Source organism: Pseudomonas sp. LBUM1643 (genome assembly GCF_059716215.1).
Genome location: NZ_CP166813.1, coordinates 4,812,926 through 4,839,486 on the forward strand (window position 1 = coordinate 4,812,926; position 26,561 = coordinate 4,839,486).

Annotated in this window: 26 protein-coding genes; 5 read left to right on the forward strand and 21 right to left on the reverse strand. The window is 59.3% G+C overall.

All coding sequences use genetic code 11. The features are described 5' to 3' along the window. Nucleotide 1: 1 nt before the first annotated feature. The gene (locus tag ACA063_RS21570) at nt 2-751 is read right to left on the reverse strand and encodes an electron transfer flavoprotein subunit beta/FixA family protein (RefSeq protein WP_162436394.1); all 750 of its coding nucleotides are present in this window, start codon (nt 749-751) and stop codon (nt 2-4) included. Between the two features lie 547 nt (nt 752-1,298). On the opposite strand from ACA063_RS21570, the gene ACA063_RS21575 reads away from it, so the two are divergent. Beyond that, entirely contained in the window at nt 1,299-2,963 is a 1,665-nt protein-coding gene (locus tag ACA063_RS21575) for an electron transfer flavoprotein-ubiquinone oxidoreductase (protein WP_497663307.1), read from the forward strand. A 195-nt stretch (nt 2,964-3,158) separates the two neighbouring features. On the opposite strand, the gene ACA063_RS21580 is transcribed toward ACA063_RS21575, so the two are convergent. Beyond that, nucleotides 3,159-4,049, reverse strand: coding sequence for an AraC family transcriptional regulator (locus tag ACA063_RS21580; RefSeq protein ID WP_497663308.1), 891 nt, complete (start codon nt 4,047-4,049; stop codon nt 3,159-3,161). 192 nt (nt 4,050-4,241) lie between these two features. On the opposite strand from ACA063_RS21580, the gene ACA063_RS21585 reads away from it, so the two are divergent. Next, on the forward strand, nt 4,242-5,294 hold the full coding sequence (locus ACA063_RS21585) for an NAD(P)-dependent alcohol dehydrogenase (protein WP_162436397.1): 1,053 nt from the start codon (nt 4,242-4,244) through the stop codon (nt 5,292-5,294). 15 nt (nt 5,295-5,309) lie between these two features. Here the strand turns inward: ACA063_RS21585 and ACA063_RS21590 are convergent, their stop codons facing one another. The 6 genes from ACA063_RS21590 to ACA063_RS21615 form a co-directional block, all read right to left on the reverse strand. Then, nucleotides 5,310-6,113 (reverse strand): IclR family transcriptional regulator, encoded by an 804-nt coding sequence (locus tag ACA063_RS21590; RefSeq protein ID WP_497663309.1) that lies wholly within the window; start codon nt 6,111-6,113, stop codon nt 5,310-5,312. A gap of 60 nt (nt 6,114-6,173) precedes the next feature. Next, nucleotides 6,174-7,484, reverse strand: a complete 1,311-nt coding sequence (locus ACA063_RS21595; RefSeq protein WP_162436399.1) for an MFS transporter — start codon at nt 7,482-7,484, stop codon at nt 6,174-6,176. Between the two features lie 196 nt (nt 7,485-7,680). After that, complete coding sequence (gene dgoD / locus ACA063_RS21600; protein WP_090186690.1) at nt 7,681-8,829, reverse strand: galactonate dehydratase; 1,149 nt, start codon at nt 8,827-8,829, stop codon at nt 7,681-7,683. Between the two features lie 61 nt (nt 8,830-8,890). Next, the gene (locus ACA063_RS21605; protein WP_497663310.1) at nt 8,891-9,511 is read right to left on the reverse strand and encodes a 2-dehydro-3-deoxy-6-phosphogalactonate aldolase; all 621 of its coding nucleotides are present in this window, start codon (nt 9,509-9,511) and stop codon (nt 8,891-8,893) included. A gap of 19 nt (nt 9,512-9,530) precedes the next feature. Next, entirely contained in the window at nt 9,531-10,523 is a 993-nt protein-coding gene (locus ACA063_RS21610) for a 2-dehydro-3-deoxygalactonokinase (protein WP_497663311.1), read from the reverse strand. Nucleotides 10,524-10,703: 180 nt separating this feature from the next. Then, entirely contained in the window at nt 10,704-11,186 is a 483-nt protein-coding gene (locus ACA063_RS21615) for a GNAT family N-acetyltransferase (protein ID WP_497663312.1), read from the reverse strand. A gap of 373 nt (nt 11,187-11,559) precedes the next feature. Between ACA063_RS21615 and ACA063_RS21620 the strand changes: the two genes are divergently transcribed. The 3 genes from ACA063_RS21620 (at nt 11,560) to ACA063_RS21630 (ending at nt 13,487) form a co-directional block, all read left to right on the forward strand. After that, nucleotides 11,560-12,765: an MFS transporter gene (locus tag ACA063_RS21620; RefSeq protein ID WP_497663313.1), complete on the forward strand. Its 1,206-nt coding sequence runs from the start codon at nt 11,560-11,562 to the stop codon at nt 12,763-12,765. A gap of 84 nt (nt 12,766-12,849) precedes the next feature. Continuing rightward, nucleotides 12,850-13,188: a hypothetical protein gene (locus ACA063_RS21625; RefSeq protein ID WP_497663314.1), complete on the forward strand. Its 339-nt coding sequence runs from the start codon at nt 12,850-12,852 to the stop codon at nt 13,186-13,188. Nucleotides 13,189-13,232: 44 nt separating this feature from the next. Further along, complete coding sequence (locus ACA063_RS21630; protein WP_497663315.1) at nt 13,233-13,487, forward strand: hypothetical protein; 255 nt, start codon at nt 13,233-13,235, stop codon at nt 13,485-13,487. Nucleotides 13,488-13,612: 125 nt separating this feature from the next. On the opposite strand, the gene ACA063_RS21635 is transcribed toward ACA063_RS21630, so the two are convergent. The 13 genes from ACA063_RS21635 to ACA063_RS21695 all read right to left on the reverse strand — a co-directional run bounded on the left by ACA063_RS21635 (nt 13,613) and on the right by ACA063_RS21695 (nt 26,475). Next, on the reverse strand, nt 13,613-14,536 hold the full coding sequence (locus ACA063_RS21635) for a PfkB family carbohydrate kinase (protein WP_497663316.1): 924 nt from the start codon (nt 14,534-14,536) through the stop codon (nt 13,613-13,615). Then, on the reverse strand, nt 14,529-15,995 hold the full coding sequence (locus ACA063_RS21640; RefSeq protein ID WP_497663317.1) for a purine-cytosine permease family protein: 1,467 nt from the start codon (nt 15,993-15,995) through the stop codon (nt 14,529-14,531). The genes ACA063_RS21635 and ACA063_RS21640 overlap by 8 nt, the downstream gene beginning before the upstream one ends. Before the next feature lie 175 nt (nt 15,996-16,170). Further along, on the reverse strand, nt 16,171-17,169 hold the full coding sequence (locus ACA063_RS21645; protein ID WP_497663318.1) for an ADP-ribosylglycohydrolase family protein: 999 nt from the start codon (nt 17,167-17,169) through the stop codon (nt 16,171-16,173). Next, on the reverse strand, nt 17,166-17,879 hold the full coding sequence (locus tag ACA063_RS21650) for a GntR family transcriptional regulator (protein WP_497663319.1): 714 nt from the start codon (nt 17,877-17,879) through the stop codon (nt 17,166-17,168). Before ACA063_RS21650 ends, ACA063_RS21645 begins: the two co-directional genes overlap by 4 nt. A 176-nt stretch (nt 17,880-18,055) precedes the next feature. Next, the gene (locus ACA063_RS21655) at nt 18,056-18,325 is read right to left on the reverse strand and encodes a PAAR domain-containing protein (protein WP_497663320.1); all 270 of its coding nucleotides are present in this window, start codon (nt 18,323-18,325) and stop codon (nt 18,056-18,058) included. 422 nt (nt 18,326-18,747) lie between these two features. Further along, nucleotides 18,748-19,716, reverse strand: coding sequence for an L-arabinose ABC transporter permease AraH (araH, locus tag ACA063_RS21660; protein WP_162436413.1), 969 nt, complete (start codon nt 19,714-19,716; stop codon nt 18,748-18,750). 12 nt (nt 19,717-19,728) lie between these two features. Further along, nucleotides 19,729-21,270 (reverse strand): L-arabinose ABC transporter ATP-binding protein AraG, encoded by a 1,542-nt coding sequence (araG, locus tag ACA063_RS21665; RefSeq protein WP_497663321.1) that lies wholly within the window; start codon nt 21,268-21,270, stop codon nt 19,729-19,731. A 64-nt stretch (nt 21,271-21,334) separates the two neighbouring features. Next, the gene (locus ACA063_RS21670) at nt 21,335-22,339 is read right to left on the reverse strand and encodes a substrate-binding domain-containing protein (RefSeq protein WP_497663322.1); all 1,005 of its coding nucleotides are present in this window, start codon (nt 22,337-22,339) and stop codon (nt 21,335-21,337) included. Nucleotides 22,340-22,444: 105 nt separating this feature from the next. Continuing rightward, nucleotides 22,445-23,263: an SDR family oxidoreductase gene (locus tag ACA063_RS21675; protein ID WP_497663323.1), complete on the reverse strand. Its 819-nt coding sequence runs from the start codon at nt 23,261-23,263 to the stop codon at nt 22,445-22,447. Between the two features lie 196 nt (nt 23,264-23,459). After that, nucleotides 23,460-24,335, reverse strand: coding sequence for an SMP-30/gluconolactonase/LRE family protein (locus tag ACA063_RS21680; RefSeq protein WP_497663324.1), 876 nt, complete (start codon nt 24,333-24,335; stop codon nt 23,460-23,462). Nucleotides 24,336-24,468: 133 nt separating this feature from the next. Beyond that, complete coding sequence (locus ACA063_RS21685) at nt 24,469-25,185, reverse strand: FadR/GntR family transcriptional regulator (protein WP_162436418.1); 717 nt, start codon at nt 25,183-25,185, stop codon at nt 24,469-24,471. Nucleotides 25,186-25,288: 103 nt separating this feature from the next. Beyond that, nucleotides 25,289-25,849, reverse strand: coding sequence for a DUF1285 domain-containing protein (locus ACA063_RS21690; protein ID WP_497663325.1), 561 nt, complete (start codon nt 25,847-25,849; stop codon nt 25,289-25,291). Nucleotides 25,850-25,866: 17 nt separating this feature from the next. After that, nucleotides 25,867-26,475 carry a DUF4823 domain-containing protein gene (locus ACA063_RS21695; RefSeq protein WP_497663326.1) on the reverse strand — a complete coding sequence of 203 codons (609 nt, stop codon included), beginning with the start codon at nt 26,473-26,475 and terminating at the stop codon, nt 25,867-25,869. Nucleotides 26,476-26,561: the final 86 nt, after the last annotated feature.

Genomic DNA, 26,561 nt, shown 5'->3' on the forward strand with positions numbered 1-26,561 from the left:
ATTAGATTACCTTCGCTTCGTTTTTCAGTTTCTCGACCAGTTCAGCCACCGACTTGACCTTGATACCCGCGCTGCGTGCAGCAGGCGCTTCGACTTTCACGGTCTTGTTGGTGGAGGCAGTGGAAACGCCCAAAGCATCCGGAGTCAGCACTTCGAGAGGCTTCTTCTTGGCTTTCATGATGTTTGGCAGAGACGCGTAGCGCGGCTCGTTCAAACGCAGGTCGGTGGTGACGATGGCCGGCAGCTTCAGGGAAACTGTCTGCGCGCCGCCGTCGATTTCGCGAGTCACGGCAACGGTGTCGCCGCTGATTTCGACTTTCGACGCGAACGTGCCCTGACCGTAGCCGCTCAATGCAGCGAGCATCTGGCCAGTCTGGTTGTTGTCGCTGTCGATGGCTTGTTTGCCAAGGATCACCAGCTGAGGCTGTTCCTTGTCGACAACAGCTTTCAACAGTTTGGCAACGGCCAGGGAAGTCAGATCTTCGGCGGATTCGACGAGGATGGCGCGGTCGGCACCCAGAGCCAGCGCGGTGCGCAGTTGCTCTTGAGCGGTGGACGGGCCGACGGAGACGACGACGATTTCAGTCGCAACACCTTTCTCTTTCAGGCGTACGGCTTCTTCAACGGCGATCTCGCAGAACGGGTTCATCGACATCTTGACGTTGGCAAGATCGACGCCGGAATTGTCCGCCTTGACGCGAACCTTGACGTTGTAATCAACAACGCGTTTGACAGCTACAAGAACCTTCATGGATTCCTCGTTACTCTCCGGTGAAAAGAAAGTCGCCTAGGCGAACCTGGCGGTTGATGCTCATCGGGCGCAAGGGCACCTCCAAAAACGCCGGCAAAAGTAGCAAGTGACCATCGCTCATGATGAAGATGACCGTTCGTCAGCGGTGACCGACGAGTCATACATTATCGCGGCGTGTAAACTGCGCGCCTAAGCTGCGCTGCGCATCACCTTCTACTGCCATCGCCCTGTCTTTAGAGGTGCTCTTGAAACCAACAGTCAGCCTACGGCGAGCGCAAAACCGACCGTATCTTGACCGGAACACCTATTCCGGTCAATACGCCAAAACTGCCGTTCATGCGGCGCGTGACTTTGATTTCTCTGGCTTTGAGCCAATTCAAACAAACGTTTGTATTGGACGCTAGGAGTGGTGTAGATATAATGCGCCACCCAGAGAGAAAGGTGGTCAATCGATTGTCCCGTTCCGCGCATTGCGAAGAATTTGTGGATGCGACACCGAAACTCCAATTAGAAAAAAAACTGTTGAGCCTTGAGTAGGAGATAACCTGTGGAACGCGAATACATGGAATTCGACGTCGTCATCGTCGGTGCCGGCCCCGCTGGTCTTTCCGCTGCCTGCCGATTGAAGCAGAAGGCCGCTGAAGCCGGTAAGGAAATCAGCGTCTGCGTGGTCGAAAAAGGCTCCGAAGTCGGTGCTCACATCCTCTCCGGTGCCGTGTTCGAACCACGCGCCCTGAACGAATTGTTCCCGGACTGGAAAGAACTGGGCGCTCCGCTGAACACACCGGTGACTCGCGATGACATTTTCGTCCTCAAGAACGCCGACAGCGCGCAGAAGATTCCTGACCTCTTTGTGCCCAAGACCATGCACAACGAAGGCAACTACATCATCTCCCTGGGCAACCTGTGCCGCTGGCTCGCCCAGCAGGCTGAAAACCTGGGCGTGGAAATCTACCCGGGCTTCGCGGCTCAGGAAGCACTGATTGACGAAAACGGTGTGGTTCGCGGGATCATCACTGGCGACCTGGGTGTCGACCGCGAAGGTCACCCTAAAGAAGGCTTATACACGCCGGGCATGGAACTGCGAGGCAAGTACACGCTGTTCGCCGAAGGCTGCCGTGGTCACATTGGCAAGCAGTTGATCAAGCGCTTCAACCTCGACAGTGAAGCCGACGCCCAGCACTACGGCATCGGTCTGAAGGAAATCTGGGAAATCGACCCGGCCAAGCACCAGCCAGGCCTGGTGGTCCACACCGCCGGCTGGCCGCTGGACATCATGGGCACCGAGAACACCGGCGGCTCGTTCCTTTATCACCTGGAAAACAACCAGGTGGTTGTCGGCCTGATCGTCGACCTGTCCTACAGCAACACTTACCTGTCGCCGTTCGACGAGTTCCAGCGCCTCAAGCATCACCCGGTACTCAAGCAGTACCTGGAAGGCGGCAAGCGCATCAGCTACGGCGCCCGCGCTATCTGCAAAGGCGGCCTGAACTCGCTGCCGAAAATGGTCTTCAAGGGCGGCGCGCTGATCGGTTGCGACCTCGGCACCCTGAACTTCGCCAAGATCAAAGGCAGCCACACCGCGATGAAGTCCGGCATGCTCGCCGCTGAGTCCGTGGCCGAAGCGCTGTTCGCCGAGAAGGATGGCACCGAAGAACTGACCACTTATGTGGACGCGTTCAAGAAGAGCTGGCTCTACGACGAATTGTTCGCCAGCCGCAACTTCGGCCCGGCGATCCACAAGTTCGGCGCGATCGTCGGCGGTGGTTTCAACTGGCTGGACCAGAACATCTTCGGCGGCAAACTGCCGTTCACCTTGCACGACACCAAGCCGGACTACGCTTGCCTCAAGCTCGCGGCCGACTGCAAGAAGATCGACTACCCCAAACCGGACGGCAAGATCAGCTTCGACAAATTGAGCTCGGTGTTCATCTCGGGTACCAACCACGAAGAAGAACAGCCGTGCCATCTGCAGCTGACCGATCCGAGCATCCCGATCGCCAAGAATCTGCCGCTGTACGATGAGCCAGCCCAGCGCTACTGCCCGGCCGGCGTGTACGAAGTGGTGACCAAGGAAGACGGCGAGAAGCGCTTCCAGATCAACGCCCAGAACTGCGTTCACTGTAAAACCTGCGACATCAAGGACCCTGCACAGAACATCACTTGGGTGGCGCCGGAAGGCGCTGGCGGCCCGACTTACCCGAACATGTAAGTCGAACGCCTGAACATCAAGGCTCCCGAACTGGGGGCCTTTTTGTTGCCCGGGATTCCCGACATCAACCTCTCCCTGTAGGAGCTGTCGAGTGAAACGAGGCTGCGATCTTTTCATCTGGCTTTAAAGAAACAAAGTCAAAAGATCGCAGCCTCGTTTCACTCGACAGCTCCTACAAGGGGGATTTGCAGTGAATCAGGCAGCGCGCTCTTCGCCAGGATTACGCTCGAAGTAGCGCTTGTACTCGCGGCTGAACTGCGACGTGCTCTGATAACCCACACGATGGGCGACCTGCGCCACGCCCAACCCCTCGGACACCAGCAACGCCTGCGCCTTGAGCAACCGCAAGCGCTTCAGGTACTGCACCGGCGATAACAACGTGCTGCGTTTGAAATGCTCATGAAAAGTCGACGCACTCATGTTCGCGCAACTTGCCAGGGTCTCCACATTCAATGGCTCGGTGTAATGCCCATGCAGGTGGTGGAGCGAGGCTGCGATCCGCGCGAACTGACCTTGCTGCTCCACCAATGCCCGCAATACATCGGCCTGCGGTCCACGCAAGGCAACGAACAACAACTCACGCAAACGGGCCTGGCCCATGATCTGGCATTCCAGCGGATCGTGCAGACAGCGCAACAACCGCTCCACGCAACCGCGCATCGCGTCGTCCAGCACCGCCGAGGTCATGGATTCTGGTGTTTGCGCCGGAATATGACGCCCCGGTGCCAATCCCATGGCCAACACCAACTCACCCAGCAACACGCGGTCAATGGCAATAGACACGCCCAACATCGGCCCATCAGGGGCAGCAAAGGTTTCGCACTCGAAAGGTACCGGCAGGGCCTGAATCAGATAATGGCCGGCGCCGTACTCCAGCCTGCGCGGCCCCAGGTACGCCAGTTTGCTGCCCTGAGCGATGATGACCAGGCTCGGTTCATAAATCTGTGGACCACGGGCGACATCGCAGCTGGCACGCAGCACCTGCACGCCGGGCAACGCCGTCGGTGCGAAGCCGTCGCGGGTTGTCAGTGGCTGGACCAAAGAAACCAGCGTGGCATTGGCATCGAGATGTCGGGTCAACAACATGGGGAGCTCTTCACAGAAAAAGTGGCGGAAAACGGGATGAAACCATCATCGCAGGTCTGCAAACCAATAGGACCAATCTACGGCACATGCCGGAGGATTAGGCATGACACGCGGAGGAATCGCCATGGCCGGGCGAACAGAGGACGCCCAAAATGCGCCACCTCACCCGTCACTGCTTCTGCGAGGTTTCTTATGTACACCGCCATCGGTTATGCCGCCCAATCGGCCACCACTCCCCTCGCCCCCGTGAAATTCGAACGCCGCAGCCCCCGCGCTGACGACGTTGCCATCGATATTCTTTACTGCGGCGTGTGCCATTCCGACATCCATCAGGCCCGCAACGAATGGGGCATTGCGGTGTACCCGCTGATGCCCGGCCACGAGATCGTGGGCAAAGTCACTGCCATTGGTGCAAACGTCACCCGGCACAAAATCGGCGACCTGGTCGGTGTCGGCTGCATGGTCGATTCGTGCCGCAGTTGCGAAGCGTGTCAGTCGAACCTCGAGCAATATTGCCTCGAAGGCCCGACCATGACGTACGCCACGCCCGACCGTGTCGATGGTAGCAACACCATGGGCGGCTATTCGGACAGCATCGTGGTCAGCGAACACTTCGTCGTGCGCATCCCGGAAAAACTCGACCTGGCCAGCGCCGCGCCGATTCTCTGCGCCGGTATCACCACGTACTCGCCGCTCAAGCATTACGGCGTCAAGGCGGGCGACAAGGTGGGTATTCTGGGTATGGGCGGGCTCGGCCACATGGGCATCAAGTTCGCCAAGGCCATGGGCGCCGAAGTGACGTTGTTCACTCGCTCGGCGAGCAAGGCTGAGGAAGGTCGTCGCCAAGGCGCGGACCACGTGATCGTTTCCACCGATGCCGAACAGATGAAAGCTGCTGCCGGACACTTCGACTTCCTGCTCGACACCATTCCGGTGCAGCACGACCTCAATCCCTACCTCGACACCCTGCGTTTCGACGGCGTGCACATTCTGGTGGGCTTGATCGAACCGGTCGATCCACCGGTTCATGCGGGCAAGTTGGTGATGAGCCGCCGCGTGTTGGCCGGTTCCCTGATCGGTGGCATCGCAGAAACCCAGGAAGTGCTGGATTTCTGCGCCGAGCACAACATCACCTGCGACATCGAAATGCTCGACATCCGTCAGATCAACGAGGCATACGCCCGCATGATTGCCGGTGATGTGAAGTACCGGTTCGTCATCGACATGGCGACGCTGAAAGTCTGATCAGCCCTTCGCGGCTTACACCTTCAAGCCAAGCTCCGCCGAAAGCCTTGCTGTGACCCCTTTGATCAGGGGAATCAGCTCGGCCATTTTTTCCAGCGGCATGTACGGCACGGTGCTGGCAATGCTGATACCGGCGACGATGCGCCGGCTGGCATCACGGATCGGTGCCGCCACACAGCGAATCGACGGTTCGTTGTCTTCCAGGTCAAAGGCGTAACCGCCCGCCACGTACTCGACCATGCGCTGCTGAAATTGCTCCCAGGATTGCTCGGGGTGCTGCGGCCAAAACAGATTCTTCCCACCCGCCGGCAAGCTGACTTCGTACAGCCGCTGCCACTCCTGCTGCGTGTCATCGAGCATCAGCGCCTTGCCAATCCCGGTGCGTGCCAACGGCATGCGGTGGCCGACCCGCGAGCGCATTTCCGGGCCGTTGCGCCCCGGATTCTTGTGCAGGTACAGCACCTCGTCACCTTCGCGAATCGCCAGGTGAATGGTATCGCCCGTCAGCGCCGACAACTCATCCAGATAAGGCCCCGCCAGGGTCACCAGCGGCAATTCCTCACGCGCCTGAAAGCCCAGTTCAATGAGCTTCGGCCCCAACAGATAACCGACTTGCGGCACCACGCGCAGATAGCGCTCGTCCACTAGGCAACTGGCCAGGCGGTGAGTGGTGCTTCGCGTCGTGCCGATCAACCGGGCAATTTCCTTGAGATCACGGGCACCGCTGGCCACGGCTTGAACCACACCCAAACCACGAAGCAGGGTCTGAGTGCCGGTCGGTGCGGCGTCCTTGGCGATTTTTGGGGCGTCTTCCTGCATATCCAGCCTTTACCGTTGAGCGAGTGAACGGGTGGCATTATGGTCGCCCGATGCTTGGGACTACAACTTGATACGCTCGACCTTACCCACCAGCAGCACGTAGGAAAGCGCCCCGATCAATGCCAGAACCGAGATGTAGGTAATGGCCGGCGCAAACGAGTCACCGGTCGCCAGGAAACCGATGACGATCGGCGTGGTAATCGCCGACAGATTGCCGATGAAATTGAACACCCCTCCAGTCAATCCAAGTAACCGCGCCGGGGCCAACGTCGACACCAGCGACCAGGTGATCGACGCCAGTCCGTTGCCGAAAAACGCGAGCGCCAGGAAAGCGATCACCAGCGGTGTGGACTCGACGAAGTTGGCGCCGATGATCGAGGTGGAGATCAGCAGACCGCCAATGATCGGTAACTTGCGGGCGAACCCGACTGTGTAGCCGCGACGGATCAGAAAGTCGGAAAAGAACCCTGAACACAGCACGCCCACGAAGGCGGCGAGAAACGGCAGCGACGCCAACAGGCCGGACTTGATGAAGTCCATGCCGCGATATTTCACCAGGTAGGTGGGGAACCAGGTCAGGAAAAACCACAGCGTCGAGTTGAGGCAGAACTGACCGAGGTAAATGCCCCAGAGTTTGCGTTTGGTCAGGACGATGCCGAGGTCGACCCAACTGAATTTCGCCTTGACCTTGGCCTGCTCAGCCTGGATATCTACCAACCCGCCGCCCTCGCGGATCAGGTCGATTTCGGCTGCGTTGGCGCCTTTGAAGTCCCGAGGTTCGCGATACACGGCGTACCAGATCACGGCCCACAGAATGCCCACCGCACCCGTGCTGACAAACACCATGTGCCAGCCATATTGATGCTGCAGCCAGGCCAGTACGGGTGTCAGGAACGCCAGCCCCACGAACTGCCCCGAGGTGTAGAAACCGATGGCCGTGGCGCGCTCGCGTTCCGGAAACCAGGTCGTCACCACACGACTGTTGATGGGATACGCCGGCGCTTCCAGTGCACCAACGGCCATGCGCAAAACGAAAAGCGCAATGAAGCTGGCGGCGAAACCGAGCATCACCGTGGCGATCGACCACAACAACAGCGCGACGCTGTAGAGAATGCGCGGCGGCACCCGATCCACCAGCCAGCCACCGGGGATTTGCATGGCTGCGTAGGTCCAACCGAAGGCGGAGAAGATCAGCCCGACATGAATCGGATCGATGCCCAGCTCGCTGGTCAGCGCCGGAGCGGCAATCGACAGGTTGCTGCGGTCCAGGTAGTTGATCACTACGGTGATAAACAACAGCACCATGATGAAAAAACGCTTGCGGCTGGGTGCCACCAACGACGCCTGCCCGGTAAGGGTTTGCGGTTGCATGGGAAGTGCCTCTTATTATGTTTATTGAGGTCGATTTGAAGGCTTGTGTTCTCGGATCTCCTGTCCATGGAGATCAAACTGTGGGAGCCAGCCTGCTGGCGATAGCGGTGTGTCAGTCGCCATAAATGCTGGTTGTGCTGACCATATCGCCAGCAGGCTGGCTCCTACAGGGGATTTGCGGTGGGTCAGAGAGTGATCACCACTCGGCAAAACTGCCATCGGCATGGCGCCAGATCGGGTTGCGCCAGCGGTGGCCGACGGCCGCGCGTTCGATCACGTATTCCTCGTTGATCTCGATGCCCAGGCCCGGGCCGTTCGGGATTTTCACGAAGCCTTTGTCGTAGTCGAACACCCGCGGATCCTTCACGTAGTCCAGCAGGTCGTTGCTTTCGTTGTAGTGGATGCCCAGGCTCTGTTCCTGGATGAACGCGTTGTAGCAAACCGCATCCAGTTGCAGGCAGGCGGCCAGCGCAATCGGGCCCAGCGGGCAATGCAGCGCCAGCGCTACGTCGTAGGCCTCGGCCATGTTGGCGATCTTGCGGGTTTCGGTGATGCCGCCGGCATGGGAGGCGTCGGGCTGGATGATGTCTACGTAGCCTTCGCTGAGCACACGCTTGAAATCCCAACGGGAGAACAACCGCTCACCCAGGGCAATCGGCGTGCTGGTCAACGGCGCCAGTTCCTTCAGCGCTTCGTAGTTTTCGCTGAGCACCGGCTCTTCGATGAACATCAGTTTGTACGGATCGAGCTCCTTCATCAGCACCTTGGCCATGGGCTTGTGCACCCGGCCATGGAAGTCCACACCGATACCGACGTTCGGCCCCACCGCATCGCGTACGGCAGCGACGTTGGCCAGGGCCAGGTCGACTTTCTCGAAGGAATCGAGGAACTGCAGTTCTTCGGTGCCGTTCATTTTCACGGCGGTGAAACCACGCTCGACCGCTTCTTTCGCAGCGCGAGCGGTGTCCGCTGGCCGGTCGCCACCGATCCACGAGTAAACACGAATCTTGTCCCGCACCTGGCCACCGAGCAGATCGCTGACGGACACGCCCAGCGCCTTGCCCTTGATGTCCCACAGCGCCTGATCAATACCGGCCAGCGCGCTCATGTGGATCGCACCACCCCGGTAAAAACCGCCACGGTAGAGCACCGTCCAGATATCTTCGATATTGCGTGGGTCTTTGCCGATCAGGTAGTCGGACAATTCCTCAACCGCTGCGGCGACCGTATGGGCGCGGCCTTCAACCACGGGCTCGCCCCAACCGGTCACGCCCTCGTCAGTTTCGATCTTGAGGAAGCACCAGCGCGGCGGAACGATGAAGGTGGTGAGTTTAGTGATTTTCATCTGTGCTCTCTTTTTGTAGATGCAGCTCTTATAGATGCAGCGCTCGCAGCGCCAGACCGTCTTAGCGAAGGGCTTTCCAGGCAGCCACGTAGGCCTTGGCGTTCAGCGCCACGTCCTCGGGCGTCATGCCCGGCTTGAACAGCCCGGAACCGAGGCCGAATCCTTTGACGCCGGCGTCGATGAACACCTGCATGTTGTCCGGCGTGATGCCGCCGACCGGTGCCAGGATCGTTCCGGCCGGCAGCACGGCGAGCCAGGCTTTCACGACGGCCGGGCCCATTTGCTCGGCGGGGAACATCTTCAACACGTCAGCGCCTTCGGCGAGCGCAGCGAATGCCTCGGTCGGCGTCGCCACACCCGGCGACAGGAACAGTCCCGCCGCTTTGGCCGCGCGCAGAACCTTGGCATCGCTGTGGGGCATGACGATCACCTGGCCGCCCGCGGCTTTCACCTGTTCGACTTGTTCCGGCGTCAGCACCGTGCCCGCACCGATCAGGCAATCGGCAGGCAATCTACTGCGCAGAATGCGGATACTTTCGTACGGCTCGGGGGAATTGAGCGGCACTTCAATGACACGAAATCCGGCGGCATACAGGACCTCGCCGATAGCGGCCGCTTCCTGTGGACGCAGGCCGCGCAGGATTGCGATCAGACCATTTTGCGCCAGTGCTTGCTTGAGCATGTCAGACCTCCAGTCAGGTTTAACGGGATGGGTTTTGCGTCACGAGTCCGGCGGCCAGCGCCAGCTGCCACAAACCGCGTTCTGTGGCTTGTTCCGCCTGCATCACGCGAGCGAAACCACAGGCATCGAGAGCCCGGCTGTAGCGGGCACACAGTTGGGAATTGCCGATGAGGATGATGGACGGCAGGTGAGCGCTGTTACGCCGGCGGCGCTGAACGTTCGCCAGCGCCGACAACTCATGGCCGATCAGCAGACCGGACAGGTAATCCGGTTGGGCGGTGGCGCTGAGTTCACCGGTCAGGCCCAGGCTGCGGGCACTGAACAGTGTCGACAATGGCCCGATTTCGCCGTCAGTCGACAGGGCCACTTGCACGCCACGGTCAAACGCTTCGCCATCAAAAGACGCACCACGTTGCTGGGTGCGCCCCAGAATGCTGTGTTCGCTGAGCACCGCGAAGACTTCGCCAGTCATGAACGTATCGAAATGCACAATGCAGCCGTCGGTGACTTCGACCCATTTCGAATGACTGCCTGGCAGGCCGATCAGCAGATCGCCGCTCGTCCCTTCCACCAGATTTTGCAGGACACCGAGGACCTGGGTTTCTTCGCCGCGCATCACATTCGGCAAACGAGAACGCTGAATCACCCCCGGAACGATGTGCACATCAACGCCGCGAAGACTGCGAATTACTTGCAGGGAAGTGCCGAGCGTGGCGACGTTTGCCGGCGTATCGCGGTAGGCCGCTTCGCGCCAGCCCTGGGCGCTGCCAACCATGCCACAGGCAATCACCGGCAAACCGGGTTGCGCGTCGAGCCAGTCACCGCAGGCCTCATCGAACGCCAGTTCAAAACCGTCGTTGCATGTCTGACCGGCAATGACTCGAGGGGTTTTGGGCAACTGCATGATCCCCGATGACAGCGAACGCTGTTCGAGCACCACGCCACCTTCGGCAAGTTTGTAAGCACGTAATGAGGTCGTCCCCCAATCGAGCGCGATCAATTGCGCCAGCATCGCTTCACCTGTTTTGTTTATTGGCAGTGAGTGCGCTGACTATAAACCTGGACGGGGTCAAATCTCAATATATAAATATCACTCCCATATATAGGGATAAGCGCAAAAAAAGATCGCAGCCTTCGGCAGCTCCTACATGGGGTGCAGTTGCTGTCGAACGGTGCGATTTTTTAGATGGTATTAGTTGCCGTCAGCAAACTCCCGCAACACCGCGCCGTCCATCCGATACCGCACCCACTCTTCCTGCGGCTGTGCACCCAGGGATTTGTAGAACTCGATGGCCTGTTTGTTCCAGTCCAGGACACTCCACTCGAAACGGCCGCAGTCATTGGCACAGGCGATTTTTGCCAGGTGGCGCAACAACGTCTTGCCCGCCCCGCCACCGCGCTGTTCGGGGGTGATGTAGAGGTCTTCGAGGTACAGGCAGTTGCTGCCGAGCCACGTGGAATAGCTGAAGAAAAACACCGCGAAACCGATCGGCGAGCCTTCTCGCAGGCAGATCAGTCCATGGGCTGTGGCGCCTTCGCTGAACAGGCTGCGTTCGATGTCGGCGACGCTGGCAATGACTTCGTGGCGGGCACGTTCGTAGTCGGCCAGCTCAGTGATGAACGCGAGGATTTGCGGAGCATCGCTGGGGGTCGCCGGGCGGATTTCGATCGTCATGGACGTGCCTTGTCAAAAGTTGAAAACGCCATACTAAGGCGGCTCGGCGCGCGCGTCACATCGGAATACAAAAAGTATGGAGCGCTGGGAGATTACTTGTGGCGAGGGAGTTCACTCCCGCGGGGTTGCGTAGCAGCCCCAAAAAAGGCGACCTACGTTTTCCGGTAAATAAGGTTGGTCATGACAAGGGCTGCTGCGCAACCCCGCGGGAGTGAACTCCCTCGCCACAAGAGCGTATCCGGCTAATGCTCGCACTTGAACTGGCGTTACTCCGGCCAGCACTAACGCTGAAATCGTGAACCTCGGACCTAACGCAAACCCCTTGCGTGGTAGAACGTCGAGCAGTGCATCTAAAAGGACAAGGAATAGCCACATGTCTACGGCAACACCATCGGTCTCCAGCAAGTCGTTCGGCCTGTTCTGCGTCGCCAGTTACCTGCTGTCGCTCTCCTACGGCTCGACCTTTTTACTGTCGCTGCTGATCAGTGCCCGCGGTGGCAATGAGCACGACGCCGGCAGTGTGATTTCGGCGGCAATGCTCAGTACCTTTGCGGCGGTGATTGTTTCCGGACACTTGTCCGATCTACTTGGCGCGGCCCGCTCGATTGCGCTGTTCGGCGTACTGCTGGTCGCTTCGAGCCTGGGCTTTGCGCTAACGCCGGGGTTCGGCAATCTGTTGCTGTTTTTCGGGTTGTTGCTGGGGCTGGGCTGGGGTGTGTTTTACACCCTGGGACCGATCATCGTCGCGAGCCTGGTCACACCGTCCCAACGGGCCAAATACTTTGCGCTGTTGTCGGGGAGCATGCTGACCGGCATCGGCAGTGGTCCGTTGCTGGGTCGTGCCGCCAGTGCCCTTGGGTACCCCGTGACCACTGTTTTTTACCTCGCGGCGCTGGCGAGCCTGATTGGGGTCCTGATGTTTTGGCGACTGAGCGCACAGCTTGAAAAATCTCACGCTGCCTCAGCACCCGCTGCGCGCATTTCGTGGCGTGCGACGACCCGAGTGCTCTCGTCCAGAGCGGTGTTGCCGATCATCATGGTCGGGCTGGGCGGTTGCATCTTCGGCGGTCTTTCAAGCTTTCAAACCAGCTACGCAGCCGCGCGGTCACTGGACTATTCGCTGTTTTTCCTCGGGTTCATGAGCGCGGCCATCAGCGGCCGAATGTTGATCGCCGGTTTCGTGGTAAAGCGCGACCCGCTGCTCGCGTCCTGCCTGTTATCAGCATTGACGGTGGTTTCGATCGGACTGTTCAGCTTTGTTGTCGACGACGCCTTCAGCTACCTCCTGGCAGCGGTGATACTCGGCATCGGCTATGGGCTGACGTATTCAGTGATCAACGGTCTGGCAGCGAACGAAGCGCCGGCCGGCACCACTTCGCAGGCTTTGTTGTTGTTCAGCCTGTCGTACTTCATCGGCGTGTTTGGTTTTCCCCTGCTCGCCGGGAAGATCATTGTCGAGCACGGGATGACGACACTTTTATACACAGTTCTGGGCGTGGCCTTGCTGAACTGGCTGATCACCGCAGGACGCCTGCTCTGGCGCCGGTTTGTCATCACGCGAGCCCTGGAACGCGCGTAGACCGTTCGTCGTTCATCAGGCACCAATCCAAATCGAGGGCGGACCAATATCAGGTAAGGACTCTAAACAAATGGAGACGACACCATGATCATGTCCAAATTGACCGCCCTCACACTCGCTACGCTGCTGTCCTCTACTGCTTTTGCTGCCACCGTCGCCACCGGCACGGGGCCGACCAACCCGGTTGAAAGCCCTAAATCCCCCGCCATCCAAAGCGCCCCCGGTATCAACACCAACGGCACGGGCGTGGACAGTAGCCTGCCGCCTTCCACGGGCACCGACCCTCGGACTCAGGGCAGCGACACGGGCCGTCAAGGTGGAATGAACATGCCTGACGCTCAAACACCTGACAACGCAGACACTGGCACCGGTTCGAAAACCACCACAGGAGGTTCAGGTTCCGAAGGGGGCGCCAGCCAATAGTTCGCGGACGCGAGCGACCTATCCACATCCATGAAGAGGTAAGCATGAACGTAGATAAAAACCTTGAAAAAGAAGTCTTGACCCGCCTGCTGCACGCCCACCCGAGTGGGCTGGGCAAAGAGGTTCTGGACAATTACCGAGGGGAAAAAGTCGTGGCCAGTACTCTCGCCGCCTTGCAGGAACGTGGCCTGATTCATCACGGGCATGTGACCTGTAACGAGGCCGGCGAACACGCCCTGCACCTGCCGATCAAGCTCAGCGCTGCGGGCGTGGAAGAGGCGCGAAAGCTGGACGTTTAATTCGCTGAAAATCAAAAGATCGCAGGCTCGTCGGCGCCTGCAGAGGTTATGCAGGATGTTGCCGTCACTGCGATCTTTTCAAAATCCCGAGTGCAGGTGAAGTCCCACTCCCTCGAGGGTGAAGTTCAGGAACTGTTCCTGATTAATTCATCAACCTCATCCGCCCCTGGCGATGTCGCCGGCCCCCACCGAGTCACAGCCAAAGCAGCCGCCGCGTTGGCGCGGCGCGCAGCCTCTACCGCCGGTAATCCCTTGGCCAATCCCGCGACAAACACACCCGAATGGGCATCACCTGCACCATTACTGTCCACCGCCTCGACCTTAAAGCCCGGGACATGCCGACGCTCGCCACGCTGTTCGACCCAGCATCCCTGCGGACCATCGCGCACCACCATCAGCACATCGGGGGGCAGATGGTCGGCCAGCGAAGTCAGCGCCTCGCCAATCTCCGACACTCCGGTGAACCGCAGCGCTTCGACGCTGTTGCTTGTCCATAGATCAATACGTGGCAACAACGACTGCATCAACGGAGCCTCCGGCGAATCCACCAGCGGGCCTGGATCGAAGACCACGTTGATGCCTTTCGGTAACGCCAGCACCCAATCCACCAGCGCCTGTGCCTTGCCGCCATGCAGCAGGCTGTAGCCGCTGACGTAGACATAATCCCCCGCCTCGGCCGGCACGCTGGCCAGATCTTCGGCCGTCAGTTCGCCCTCGGCACCGATGTAGGAGATGAAACTGCGTTCGGCCGACGCTTCGGTCACTGCGACACACAGGCCGGTGTCGCGCTCGGCAGGGTGAGCAATACCGATGCGAATGCCTTCGGCGTTCATGGCCTCCCGCGCCAGATCGCCGAACCGACCCGTGCCATGGCGTCCGAGGTACACCACCGGCAAACCATTGCGCTGGGCCGCCGCCATGACGTTGAAGCCACCGCCTGCTTCGAAACTGGCGGACTGCGCCAGCACATCACCGCCCGACTGAGGCAACGCATCGACGGACATGACCAAGTCGATAATGACCTGGCCGGTATGCAGCAATCTAGGCATGAGCGCTCTCGACCACACCAGGGCGACGATCTTTCGCCCCGCCCAACACAAAGTAAATCCCGCCCGCCACCAGGAACGTCACAATCCAGCCGAGGCCGTTATGACCCAACCATGAGTCGGAGAGGAACCCGCGAAACCAGAGCGTTTGCTCGGTGGTGCCGATGGTGGTGAAACTGAAGCCCAGCACGATTGCCAGCGCCCAGGCGCCGAACGCACGCCACTCTACGCCGCCGCGATACCAGTAGGCGCTGCTCGGGCTGACGTCCAGCAAGTCTTTGGGGCTGTAGTAATGACGGTGCATCAGGTCGACAACGAAGATCCCGACCCACGCAGTGATCGGCACTGCCAGCAGCGAAATGAAGGTAATGAACGGGCCGTAGAAGCTGTCGGCAATCAGCATGAAGTAGATCGAACCTGCGAAGATCGCGACGATATCGACGACCACGGCGTAGACCCGTTTGACCTTCAGGCCAAGGGTCAAGGTCGTCAAGCCAGCGGAGTAGACCGACAGGTTGTTCGACAGCAGCAGACCACCGAACGCGGTGATCAAATAGGGCACGGCCATCCAGGTCGGCAGCATGTCGCGGATCGCAATGATCGGGTCAGTCGCCGAGGCCAGGTCGTTATTGCCCACCGATAGCAGTCCACCGAGGGTGATCAGCAACACCAACGGAATCCCCGCACCGAAGGCGGCTGAAGCGACCAGACGCACGGCTTTGACGCTGCGATGCTGATAGCGCGACATGTCCGCACCCGCGTTTGCCCAGCCGATCCCGGTGCCGGCGGCCATGGTGCCGACGCCGATTATCATTGCGCTCAGCGGTGCCGGCGTGGCATTGAACACTGCGCTCCAGTCGATGGTGGCGCAGAGAAAACCGCCCACCACAATATTCAGCGCGCCGAACACGTAGGTGGCCCACTTCTGGATCACCAGCAGCGTGGCGTGACCGAGGCCGGAGACCGACAAGGTCAGCAGCACGAAAATCGCAATGAATATCAGGGTCAGCACGGGGGCGCTTTTGGCTTCCACCGGCGAACCGAACAGGATCGAGCACAGCGACAGCAAGACGAACGCGGCGGTGGTGGTGTTGACGGTTTCCCATCCCAGACGCGACATCAGCGAGACCAGCGTCGGGCCGATGTTGCCGCGCACGCCGAAGATTGCCCTCGACAGGGTCAGGCTCGGTGCGCGACCACGCCGACCGGCGATGGAAATGATGCCGACCACCGCAAAGGAGCCGGCAGCGCCGAGGATGGCGACGATGATTGCCTGCCAGATCGCCAGGCCGCGAAACGCCACTAGCGTAGCGCCCAGCGGCAGGCCGAGAATGGAAATGTTGGCCGCGAACCAGACCCAGAACAGTTGCAGCGGATGACCGTTACATTCCGCTTCCGGCACCGGTTCGATGCCACGGGTTTCCAGCTGGCCGACGCTTTGCCCGGCGGTTGATGAACTCATGTGAAATACTCCTGTTGCCATTTTTTATCGTTTTCGGCAATGACGCATAGGTGCCGCCGACCCTGTAGGAGCTGCCGAAGGCTGCGATCTTTTGACCTTGATTTTTAGCGGTGTGAACGCTGCTGAAGATCAAAAGATCGCAGCCTTCGGCAATTCCTACAGGGTTTTGCATATCTCAACGGAGGGTAAGGAGTCCTTTCACAAGAGGTTCCAGCTCCAAACCATTGACGGTTTTGACCTGCTCGATCATCGCCGCCGGCCAGCTCTCAAGGCCCAGGCAGGCCCCAAGCATTGCGCCGAGGATCGCCGCGATGGTGTCGGTGTCGCCCCCCAGACTGGCCGCCATGCACAGCGACTCAAAGGCACTCATCTCGCCGATGGCCACCTGTTGGGCCAAGGCAAACGACACAACCACCGACTCTTGCGACGCCACCGAGGTGCCAATGACGTCGTACATCAAGTCAGCCAGCAAGGCCTTGTCGCTGTCGACGCTGATGCTCCGTGCCCAACTGATACGCGAAGCAATACGCCCCCCTGCCACCCAGTGGCCGCGACCTTCGGATCGCTGAGCCATCTGCTGGCCGAGGTTCAAGGCTTCGCCCAGGTCCATGCCGTTGATCCCGGCAGAAACCACCGCCGCCACCGCCGCTGCGCTGGAAATCCCCAGCGTGGTGTTGTGGGTCACCTGACAGGCCTGCACCACTGCGTTGATGAAGCGTTCAGGATCAGCGACGTCTGCCGCGATCCCGATGGGGGTAATGCGCATCGCTGCACCGTTGGTGGTGCCATAGCGTCCTGCCTCTTCCGGTGAATGCCCGGCAAGAATCATCTCAATGGCACGCTTGGTCGAAGGGCCGAGCAAATCCTGCGAGCCCTTGGCCTGCATCTCGGCTTCCCATTCGATCAGCCGCTGAGCGAGCATCGCAGGATCGATAGTGCCCTGACCCTCGATCATCAACTGGCCGACCAGAATCGCTTGCTCGGTGTCGTCGGTGATCGACCCTTTAGGCATATTCGCTGCGATCGGTTGATCCGCACCTGCGTCTTGCAGGTCAGTGATCTGGCCGAAGCGTGCCTTGATCTCAGCCCGGCTCAAGGATTGTGTGGGCATGCCCAGCGCATCGCCCAAGGCCAGTCCATAAAACGCGCCGAGGGCACGGTTGAGCACGGTCATTTTGAAGTTCCAAATTGCAGGTGCAGGCGAAAGTGCACGGGATCGAGCAGGCTTTCGACCTGTTCCATTAAGCGATTTTGCCGGTCGTACGTGGTGCGTAGCGCCTTGAGAAAGACGGTGCCAACCGGACGACCCAACAACTCGGCGTCCTCGGCGTTCAAGGGTTCGGCGCCGATCCATTGATCACCGCGCTCTCCGATGTAGCCGTAGGCGGCCAGGGTAATGGTCAGGGAATTGTCGATCAGGCCGACCCGCGGCAGGCTTTCCAGGCCTCCTGTGGCGGGCATCAACGAGCGTTCGAGAGAGACCACCGTGCCATCGTTGGTGCGACGGCGACGGTCGAGGGTGATGAACTTCTCAGTGCCGAAACGCGACAACAAATCAGGCCGGTCCACCGCCTCCAGCCGCAGCACTTCGGTATTGACCAGCGCCCCGCTGTCGGCCAATGCCTGAGCCCAGCCACTGTGCTGATCGAGCACTACACCGTCGAACGTGACGATGGAACCAACCCCGCTTTGGGTTGCGATGTAGTTGCGCCGCTTCAGTTCGGCCAGGGCTTCGCGCAGCGTCCCTCGGCTGACCTTGAATTCTTGAGCCAACTGATGCTCGCCCGGCAACAGAAAGCCGTCCTCCATGAGGCCACTTTCGATCCGCCGGATGAGTTCGTCGACCACCCGTTGTTTCTTGTCAAATCGTACCTGTCTAATCATGTACAAAGTGATAACCGAAACGGGCTGGGATCAGCAAGGAATATTTCAGGGAGGTGACGGGAGGTTGGGGTTTTTCTTGATGACAGGGCGAGTCAGATTAACCGCCATCGCGGGCGAGCCTCAACAACAAAAATTTTCGCGTTTATTTCGTTGAACTGAAACGCCGGGATTGCCGCTCAAGTCACTCTCACGTTCAGCGCATTGCTCGCCACGCCATGACAGCCGCAGGCCAGTAGATGCCCCTGCAATACGACAGGTATGCCCTTCATACGCCGGTGCGAATGCCCTTCGATGAAGGCGAATTCCCCCAGATGTAACGGGCACGTCGCCTTGTCGCCCAAGACCACCGGTGTTTTGCCGTTAAGACGATGAGTACTTTCAAGCTGGCAGGACACGACCGTGCCACCGCTGCTGGTGGAATCGCCCAGACAGATGGGATGAGTCATGGCGTTCGCCCCGGCATGCGAAATGTGAAGGGGTCGACGCCGTGGGTTTGCAGATTTTTTAATTTGCGCGCTTCGTCCGGCGGGCGGACCATTTGCACCGTGACGCTGCCGTCATCTCCCGTGTAGACCACAACTCGAAACTGAATAATGTCGACAACCCTTCAGTGCCAGAGAACTGTTCAAGGAGCAGTTCTTGCTTTCCCTCATTTGCGGACGTGAATTTGATCAGACGCCGGTTCTGTGGCGAAAATATTTTTGTTAGTTCCATTAACAGATTTCCTACGGCATAAGCGACCGGGATTCCACCGGAAGCTTCTGCTTTGGGCGGAATCCAAACACGGCGAAGTAAGGCGCTTATGAAATAGTTTGTATGTAGGACGCTTCCTTTTTTACTGAAATCAAAGAAGAAACAGACACCCGTGTTAGCGCTGTTTCAGGCGATCAATCACCACGGCCAACAGCAGTATCGAACCCCGAATCACATACTGATAAAACGTATCGATGTTCTTCAGGTTCATCGCATTCTCGATGATCGCCAGTATCAACACCCCGGCAATCACATGCCGAATCATGCCGATCCCACCGCTGAGCGACACGCCACCCAGCACGCACGCCGAGATGACCGTCAGCTCAAAACCCTGGCCAATCATGGGTTGCCCGGAGGTCATTCGCGACGCCAGGATCACCCCGGCCAACGCACCGATCACGCCATGCACGGCAAAGATGATGATCTTGGTTCTGTCGACATTCACCCCGGCCAGCAGCGCCGCTTCCTGGTTACCGCCGATGGCCATGGTGTTGCGTCCGTAGGTGGTGTAATTGAGCAGCCAGCCGAAAAACAGGAAGCAGACGATGGTGATCAGGATGGGGACCGGAACGCCAAACAACTGACCGTTACCGAACACGAAGAACTGCTCCTGGGAGACGCCGACCGCTTTGCCGTTGGCAAAAATGTAAGCCAGGCCTCGAACGATCTGCATGGTCGCCAGCGTGGTAATCAACGCGTTGACCCGCAGTTTGGCAATGACGATGCCGTTGATCAGCCCGACTATCAGGCCCATCAGCAGCGCTGCACTGACCCCGAGAAATACGCTGTCGGTGTCGCGCATCACCACCGCCGCCACGACACCGGCGCAGGCAATCACCGAACCTACTGACAGGTCGAAATGCCCCGACGCCAGGCAGTACAACATGGTGCAAGCTGCGATCCCGGTCGTCGAAATCGCCAGTCCCAGGCCGCGCATGTTCAAGGGTGAAAGGAAGTTGTCGATCAATAGTGTGCAGAGCACGAAGATCCCGACGGCCGCGAGCAACATGACCCAGTCATCGAGAAACCGGCGCAGGTCCAAAGGCTTGCGCTCGGTAGGCAAAGCGTTGTTTTGGGTTGTCATCATAGTCACCTCTCAGTTCGCCACGCCGTCAGCGCGGTGGCGTGGCAAAGCCAGTTGCAGCAGATTGGATTCATTGGCCTGTTCGCGGGTGAGTTCGCCGCGCATCGCGCCTTCGCACAGCACCAGAATGCGGTCGGAAATCCCCATCACTTCCATCAGGTCGCTGGACACCACGATCACTGCGATGCCACTGGCGGCCAGGTTGTGGATGATCTGGTAGATCTCGGCTTTCGCGCCGATGTCGATGCCGCGAGTGGGCTCGTCGAGCAGCAGTACTTTCATCGGCATCGACAACCAGCGACCGAGAATGGCCTTCTGCTGATTGCCTCCGGAGAGGTACATGATCTTCTGCGCCGCATCGGGGGTTTTTACCTTCAGGGCCTTGATCTGTTTGTCGGCGTTACCCTTCTCCCATAAGCCGCGCAGCAGGCAACCGAACGTGGAATGCGCGCCGCGAGCACTGATATTGATGTTCTCGGCGACGCTGGACAGCGGCATGATGCCTTCCTTCTTGCGGTCTTCGGGGCACAGCAAAATGCCCGCCGCGATGGCGTCCCGGGGGGAGCGCAGGTTCAGTTCGTGGCCGCGAAGTTCCAGGCGTCCGGCGGTGTTGCGTTCGAGCCCGCTGAGCAGGCGCAACAGCTCCGTGCGACCGGCGCCGACCAGACCGAACAGCCCGAGAATTTCGCCTTTGTGCACGTCAAAACTCACGGGGTCGCGCAAGCCAGGACCGAGCAAGCCATCCACCTTGAGCGCGACGGCGCCGCGCTGCCGAGGACGGTAATCGTAGATGTCCTGAATATCGCGACCGACCATGCACGTCACTAGCTGGTCGTGACTGAGCGCGCTCATGTCCTCGAAGGTGCGCACGTAGCGACCATCCTTGAACACCGTGACGGCATCGCAGGTGCGGAAGACTTCTTCCATGCGATGGGAGACGTACAGCACCACTTTGCCCTCGTCCCGCAGGCGGCCGATGATCGCCATCAAGCGATCGATTTCTCGTGCCGACAGGCTGCTGGTGGGCTCGTCGAACGCGATCACATGGGCGCCGCGTGACAACGCCTTGGCGATTTCCACCAGTTGCCGCTGACCGAGGGACAGGCGCCCTACTTTCTCTTGCGGATCGATTTCGTCGGCCAGTCCTTTGAGACAAGCCAGCGCCTGTTGCCGTAATGCCGAGCGATTGATCAGGCCGAAGCTTGCAGGCAGATGACCGAGGAACAGGTTTTCTGCGACCGTCATTTCCGGCACCAGGTGCAGCTCCTGATGGATCACTGCGACGCCACTGCCGATGCTGTCAGCCGTCGACTTGAAGACGTGCGTCTGATCGCCGATTTGCAAATCGCCGCTGCTTGGCGTGTAAGCGCCACCGAGAATTTTCAACAGCGTGGATTTGCCAGCACCGTTCTCACCCATCAAGGCGTGAACCTGTCCCGGATGGGCGACGAAGCTGATGCCGTCCAGCGCTTTCACCCCGGGAAAGGTCTTGCCGATCCCGTTGAAGCGCAAGCTGCCGCCGGCACTGTGTTGCAGTTGTGTTTGCGCGTGCATAACCACCTCATCACACAGATCAGGCAGCCCCGTCGCCAGGGCCACCAGCGAAATCAATCAACCCTCAATTCCAGAGGCCGATCTTTTCCAGTTCCTGCTTGAAGTTCTCGCGAGTGATCAGGGTGACGTCGTCCATCGCGGTGTACTTGGGCGGCTCTTTGCCAGTGGTGACCCACTCGAACATCATGCTGGCAGTGTTGTAGCCCTCGATGTGCGGGCTAGGCAGCATCGAGCCGAAGAAACCACTGTTGGCTTTCTTCAGTTCGCCAATGGCGTCGGTGCCGTTGATGCCAATGCCGATGACGTTGGCTGCTGCAAACCCGGCGCTTTCGGTAGCGCGCACGCCGCCCAGTACGGTGTTGTCGTTCATGCCGCCGATGATCAGGTTTTTTGCTGCGCCTGGCAGTTTGACCAACGCCGAGTTGGTGGCGTCCATGCTGCCCGGCACATCAAGGGTTTTCAGTGCCGAAAACAAAATGTGGTCTTTCGGCAGACCGGCATCTTCCAGGGCTTTGGCTGAGCCGTCGGTGCGTTTCTTGCCGGTGTCGAGTTCGTTGTAGGTGTTGATCACCGCGTAGGTGTCTTTCCAGTCCCAGCCGCGTTTTTTGGCTTCGGCGGCCATGGCGTTGCCCTGTTTCTGGCCGACTTCGAACGCCGCCATGCCCAGGTACGGAACGTCTTCCATGAATTTTCCGCTGGCATCGACGAAACGGTCATCGACGGCGATCACTTTCAAGCCGTTGAGTTTGGCCTTGGCCATGATTGCAGGGCCCAGGGAGACATCCGGCGGGCAAATCACGAAGCCCTTGGCGCCATTGGCAGCCAGGCTGTCGATAGCCGATAGGGTTTTCTCGCCGTCGGGCACGGCGATCTTGATGACCGTGAAACCTTTTTCTTTACCGGCCTTTTCGGCGAACGCCCATTCAGTCTGGAACCAGGGCTCTTCCGCTTGCTTGACCAGAAAACCGATCTTCACTTCCTCGGCCGCCATTAACGTACTGCCGAGGCTGACTGCAGTGACCGCCAAGGCGGCACAGCACAGGGAACGGATCCCACGACGACGATTCATAAGCTGACTCCTTGTTATTTTTGTAGAGTTCGATAAAGCGGAAAATAGTCATATCGTATGATGATTGGATTTCAGGCGAAGTCGTCCGCCTGAGACCTGTTTTACTCAGTCGTGGTACATGACCGAGCGGCCACCATCGATGGTGATACACGAAGCATTGATGAACGGCGCTTCATCGCTGGCCAGGAACACGGCCGTCATCGCCACCTCCATCGGCTGCCCGATGCGGCGCGGTGGATGCAGATCGAAAGCACGCTGACGTTCGGCGTGGGGATCGGCGAAACCGTTCCAGTAGTCGACGTTCAGTTGGGTCTCGATGTAGCCCGGCGCGATCGCGTTGACGCGGACACCCTTCGGCGCGTATTCGATGCCCAGCGCTCGTGTCAGGCCGAGCAGGCCATGTTTGGCGACCGGGTACGGGAAGCAGCCCGGGATGATGTGGGTGGAATGGGTCGAGGCAATATTGATGATGCTGCCGATGCCCTGCTCGATCATTTGCGGCAGCACCGCTTTACAGCCATACCACGCGCCATCCAGATCGATGGCGAAGCAGCGACGCCAATCCTCTTCGGTCATTTCCAGCGGATCGCGGAACACGTTGACCCCGGCACAATTGACCAGCACGTCGATTCGACCGTGCAGCTCGATGGCCAATCTGGCCATGGCGTGCAGATCCTCCTGGCGTGAAACGTCGGCCTTGATGGCCTGGACATCGAAGCCCTTTTCACGCCAGTGCGCCGCGACTTTTTCGACTTTCTCCGCCTGGATGTCGCTGATGACCAGCTTGGCCTGCTGGGAGGCGAAGGTCGCGACAATGGCTTCGCCAATGCCCTGGGCGGCGCCAGTCAACAGCACGACCTTGTTTTTCAGTCGCTCGCCCGTTGGCGGCTCGGGAACTGGCGGCAGGGATAAAGGTTCAGCCATGGATCAAGACTCCTTTTCGCAGGCACGACAAAAACCGGGCATCTGAGGATGTCCGGACGAAAGCTTTTTTTGAAAATAGCTGCATCACTTCACCTGTTTTATTTTTTTAAGTGTGAGTGCGTGTAACTGATAGCCGACTATAAACCTGACGACTCAATAATCTCAATATATAATTTTACATCCCATATTTAGGGATCTAACCTGTAAAGCGCTGACAACGTTTTCCGGGTATTTCGACTTCGATGGAAAGAACAGCGCCGTCCAGGGGATGGTTTAGCGGGCTGGCTGCGCTGGTGATGTAGAGGGTTTTCAAGTCTGCACCGCCAAACACACAGCTGGTCGGTCGGCTGACTGGCAGCTCGATCACGCGGTCGACTTTGCCGTCCGGCGTCAATCGGAGCAAACAACTGCCGTCCCATCGGGCGTTCCAGATGAATCCATCGGCATCCATCGCCGAGCCGTCAGGACCGCCGCGTTCATGGGGACCGAGCCAGACCTGCGCTGCATCGAGGTTGCCATCGGTGCGGATGAAATGCCGGTAGAGCGTGCTGTCGAGGCTGTCGCCGAAATACACGGTGGTTGCGTCATCGCTCCACAGCAAGGTGTTGGGGATGCCTAGCCCGCGGAGCAACGGCATGACCCGCGCATCACGGTCGATACGAAACAGGCCACCGGAACGTCGCACGACGGGCAAGTCCTCGCCCTGCTCGCCGATATTGTTTTGCATGGTGCTGAGCCAGAGTCTTCCGTGAGCATCGCAACGCGCTTCGTTGGGTCGATTGCCCGGCTGCGGATCAGCGACACAGAGTAAGGTCAGACGCGGCTCAAGACCTGGTGAGTCAAGGTCCAGTCGATACACGCCACTGCTCAATGTCACCAGCGCATCGCCGCTTTCGCAAGGAATGAAGGCAGACACGTGCTCCGGCATCTCCCAGATCTGCACATTGGCGCCGATCAACCGCAGCGCTTGCTTGCCAGCAATATCCACCCAGTAAAGCGCTTGGGTGGGGACGTCCCAGAACGGGCCTTCGCCGAGCTGCGCGCGGTGTCCGGTCACTGCGGTCCACGTCATGAAACCTCCTGCAATGTTCTTGTTTTAGGTGGGAGTGAGCCTGCTCGCGATGACGGTGTGTCAGTCAACATCATTGCTGGATTTGCCGGCCTTATCGCGAGCAGGCTCGCTCCCACGGGGAGAATGTATTTTTTCAGCTGGCTTTTCGGTCAGCCATGACTTGTGGGTAGAACCGCTTGATGGCCAGGTCGGCATTGTCGATGAGGGTCATGCAGGCCCAGACACCGCGCGCAGCATCCCGCGCGGCGATAGCGTCGGCCATGTCTTTGTGGATCGGCAGGGTGCGGCGCAATTCGTCGGGATCGGCTGCGGACACCTCGAACGAGACAGCCAGCAACGCACCGAGCGCCGGGACCATCTGTTCGATGAACTGGTTGTGGCTAGCGGCGAGGATGCATTCGTGAAAGAACTGGTCTGCGCGGTTGTAATCGATGCCGCTTTCCACCGCACGTTCCAGCGCGTTGTAGGCCTGCAGGATGGCTTGCACCTGGTCGACCGTGGCTCTTTCGCAAGCCCAACGCACGGCCATTGGCTCGATGGTTCGGCGCAGGTCGAGGAGATCGTCGACGAAGTTTTCCGGCAAACCGTTGCGCGATAACCATCCCACGACTTGCGGATCAAACAGGTTCCAGCGCCGCACTGGCAGAACCCGCGTCCCCACCTTCGGGCCGACTTCGAGCAGACCTTTGGCGACCAGCGTTTTGATGGCCTCACGGATGACAGTGCGGCTGACACCGAGCTGCTCGCCAAGGTCGGCTTCTACCTTGAGGGTTTCACCGGGCTTTACCTGGCCAGCGGCGATCCAGCTACCGAGCCAGTCGACCGTCGATGCGTGAAAGCTGCTGGACATGGAGACCCTCGGTACCCTTCGCTAAGGAGGCCCACACTAATCATCATATGATTGGGTGTCAATTTGATTTTATTCGAAATCGCCGAGCGCCACACAGGAGCGATCAGGGCTCAAGACCGATAGGGAAAAATTCTCCGTCGCTCCACACGCCCAACCAACGTTGCCCATCGATTTCGCGGGTCACGGCCAGCTCCACCAATTGGTAAAACACGTTGCGATGGATGAGTGCTTCAAGGTTGGTGCGCACGTGCACGTAAGGTGCAGGCTCTTGGGTGACGGGGTCCGTAACGACGCGAATCGGGTGTTCGGCGCCCGCTTCGGCAAACTCATCGACGTTGGTGGTAAAGCGCAGCACCTGGGACTCGCCCTCGCCTTCTACTTCTACGGCGATGGCCACGAACGGCGCATCGTCGACCTTGATACCGACCTTTTCGACGGGGGTAATGAGGAAGTAATCATCGCCGTCGCGGCGAATGATGGTGGAGAACAGCTTGACCATCGGCTTACGCCCGATCGGCGTGCCCAGGTAATACCAGGTGCCGTCCCGGGCGATGCGCATGTCGATATCGCCGCAGAAGTCGGGATTCCACAGGTGGACCGGCGGCAAGCCTTTGGTTTTGGGGATTTGCCCCAACAGGTCGTTGGCTTTTTGCGGGCCACTCATGGCGATCTCCTTATAAATTATTGGTCACTGAGGCCCAACAGGCTGCGCGCGTATTGTTCGAGTGGCGGGCCCATCAGGTCTTCCGGCTTGGTGTCGTGGAATGTCAGCAAACCGCCACGACTCTTGATGCGTGCAGTATCAATCAAATACTGGGTGCTGGTCTCGATCAACATGATCTGAATGACGCCAGTGTCCACGCCCAGCCGATCCACGGCCTCTTGATCGAGCCATTCGTCCGAGTTGCCGATACGGTCATCGGACTTGGCGAAACGCGTATAGAGCAGATAGTGGGCGCCGACAGCCCGGGCTTCGACCATGGCTTCATCAAGCCCTTCGGGCATGCGGGCACGGCGAACCATGGGGAAATACTCGATGAACCCATCGAAGGCGACCTCGGCAATCACGTTAGGTCGTGGGTAGGTGGTGCTGCCGGGCGGCGCGAAAGCACCTTGGGCGATGTAGATGAAGGAGTCCGGCTGAATACGCAGGTTATTCACGCGGCGACTGTCGCTATGGTCCAGCAGACCGGCGTCGCTCATGTGGTAGCGAGTCCCTTCGGCCATATCGCTGACGTTCATGCAGCCACCAAGCGCCAAAATGGCCAGCAGCAAAACCAGGCTACGCATCCTATCCTCCAGAGGCCGGTGACGGAAAACCGGCGAATGGGCGTTGGATGCAGCTTCCGCGCCAGCACGAAGAGGCCATGACGGGT

Coding starts and splice junctions, on each gene's coding strand:
- ACA063_RS21685 (WP_162436418.1), bottom strand. CDS start 25,185: ATGTCCAGCAGCTTTCACGCATCGACGGTCGACTGGCTCGGTAGCTGG.
- ACA063_RS21655 (WP_497663320.1), bottom strand. CDS start 18,325: ATGACTCATCCCATCTGTCTGGGCGATTCCACCAGCAGCGGTGGCACG.
- ACA063_RS21585 (WP_162436397.1), top strand. CDS start 4,242: ATGTACACCGCCATCGGTTATGCCGCCCAATCGGCCACCACTCCCCTC.
- ACA063_RS21680 (WP_497663324.1), bottom strand. CDS start 24,335: ATGACGTGGACCGCAGTGACCGGACACCGCGCGCAGCTCGGCGAAGGC.
- ACA063_RS21695 (WP_497663326.1), bottom strand. CDS start 26,475: ATGCGTAGCCTGGTTTTGCTGCTGGCCATTTTGGCGCTTGGTGGCTGC.
- araG (WP_497663321.1), bottom strand. CDS start 21,270: ATGCACGCGCAAACACAACTGCAACACAGTGCCGGCGGCAGCTTGCGC.
- ACA063_RS21570 (WP_162436394.1), bottom strand. CDS start 751: ATGAAGGTTCTTGTAGCTGTCAAACGCGTTGTTGATTACAACGTCAAG.
- ACA063_RS21605 (WP_497663310.1), bottom strand. CDS start 9,511: ATGCTCAAGCAAGCACTGGCGCAAAATGGTCTGATCGCAATCCTGCGC.
- ACA063_RS21635 (WP_497663316.1), bottom strand. CDS start 14,536: ATGCCTAGATTGCTGCATACCGGCCAGGTCATTATCGACTTGGTCATG.
- ACA063_RS21610 (WP_497663311.1), bottom strand. CDS start 10,523: ATGCTGGCGCAATTGATCGCGCTCGATTGGGGGACGACCTCATTACGT.
- ACA063_RS21690 (WP_497663325.1), bottom strand. CDS start 25,849: ATGAGTGGCCCGCAAAAAGCCAACGACCTGTTGGGGCAAATCCCCAAA.
- ACA063_RS21675 (WP_497663323.1), bottom strand. CDS start 23,263: ATGGCTGAACCTTTATCCCTGCCGCCAGTTCCCGAGCCGCCAACGGGC.
- ACA063_RS21625 (WP_497663314.1), top strand. CDS start 12,850: ATGATCATGTCCAAATTGACCGCCCTCACACTCGCTACGCTGCTGTCC.
- ACA063_RS21645 (WP_497663318.1), bottom strand. CDS start 17,169: ATGACCGTGCTCAACCGTGCCCTCGGCGCGTTTTATGGACTGGCCTTG.
- ACA063_RS21580 (WP_497663308.1), bottom strand. CDS start 4,049: ATGTTGTTGACCCGACATCTCGATGCCAATGCCACGCTGGTTTCTTTG.
- ACA063_RS21640 (WP_497663317.1), bottom strand. CDS start 15,995: ATGAGTTCATCAACCGCCGGGCAAAGCGTCGGCCAGCTGGAAACCCGT.
- ACA063_RS21650 (WP_497663319.1), bottom strand. CDS start 17,879: ATGATTAGACAGGTACGATTTGACAAGAAACAACGGGTGGTCGACGAA.
- ACA063_RS21670 (WP_497663322.1), bottom strand. CDS start 22,339: ATGAATCGTCGTCGTGGGATCCGTTCCCTGTGCTGTGCCGCCTTGGCG.
- araH (WP_162436413.1), bottom strand. CDS start 19,716: ATGACAACCCAAAACAACGCTTTGCCTACCGAGCGCAAGCCTTTGGAC.
- ACA063_RS21620 (WP_497663313.1), top strand. CDS start 11,560: ATGTCTACGGCAACACCATCGGTCTCCAGCAAGTCGTTCGGCCTGTTC.
- ACA063_RS21615 (WP_497663312.1), bottom strand. CDS start 11,186: ATGACGATCGAAATCCGCCCGGCGACCCCCAGCGATGCTCCGCAAATC.
- dgoD (WP_090186690.1), bottom strand. CDS start 8,829: ATGAAAATCACTAAACTCACCACCTTCATCGTTCCGCCGCGCTGGTGC.
- ACA063_RS21590 (WP_497663309.1), bottom strand. CDS start 6,113: ATGCAGGAAGACGCCCCAAAAATCGCCAAGGACGCCGCACCGACCGGC.
- ACA063_RS21630 (WP_497663315.1), top strand. CDS start 13,233: ATGAACGTAGATAAAAACCTTGAAAAAGAAGTCTTGACCCGCCTGCTG.
- ACA063_RS21595 (WP_162436399.1), bottom strand. CDS start 7,484: ATGCAACCGCAAACCCTTACCGGGCAGGCGTCGTTGGTGGCACCCAGC.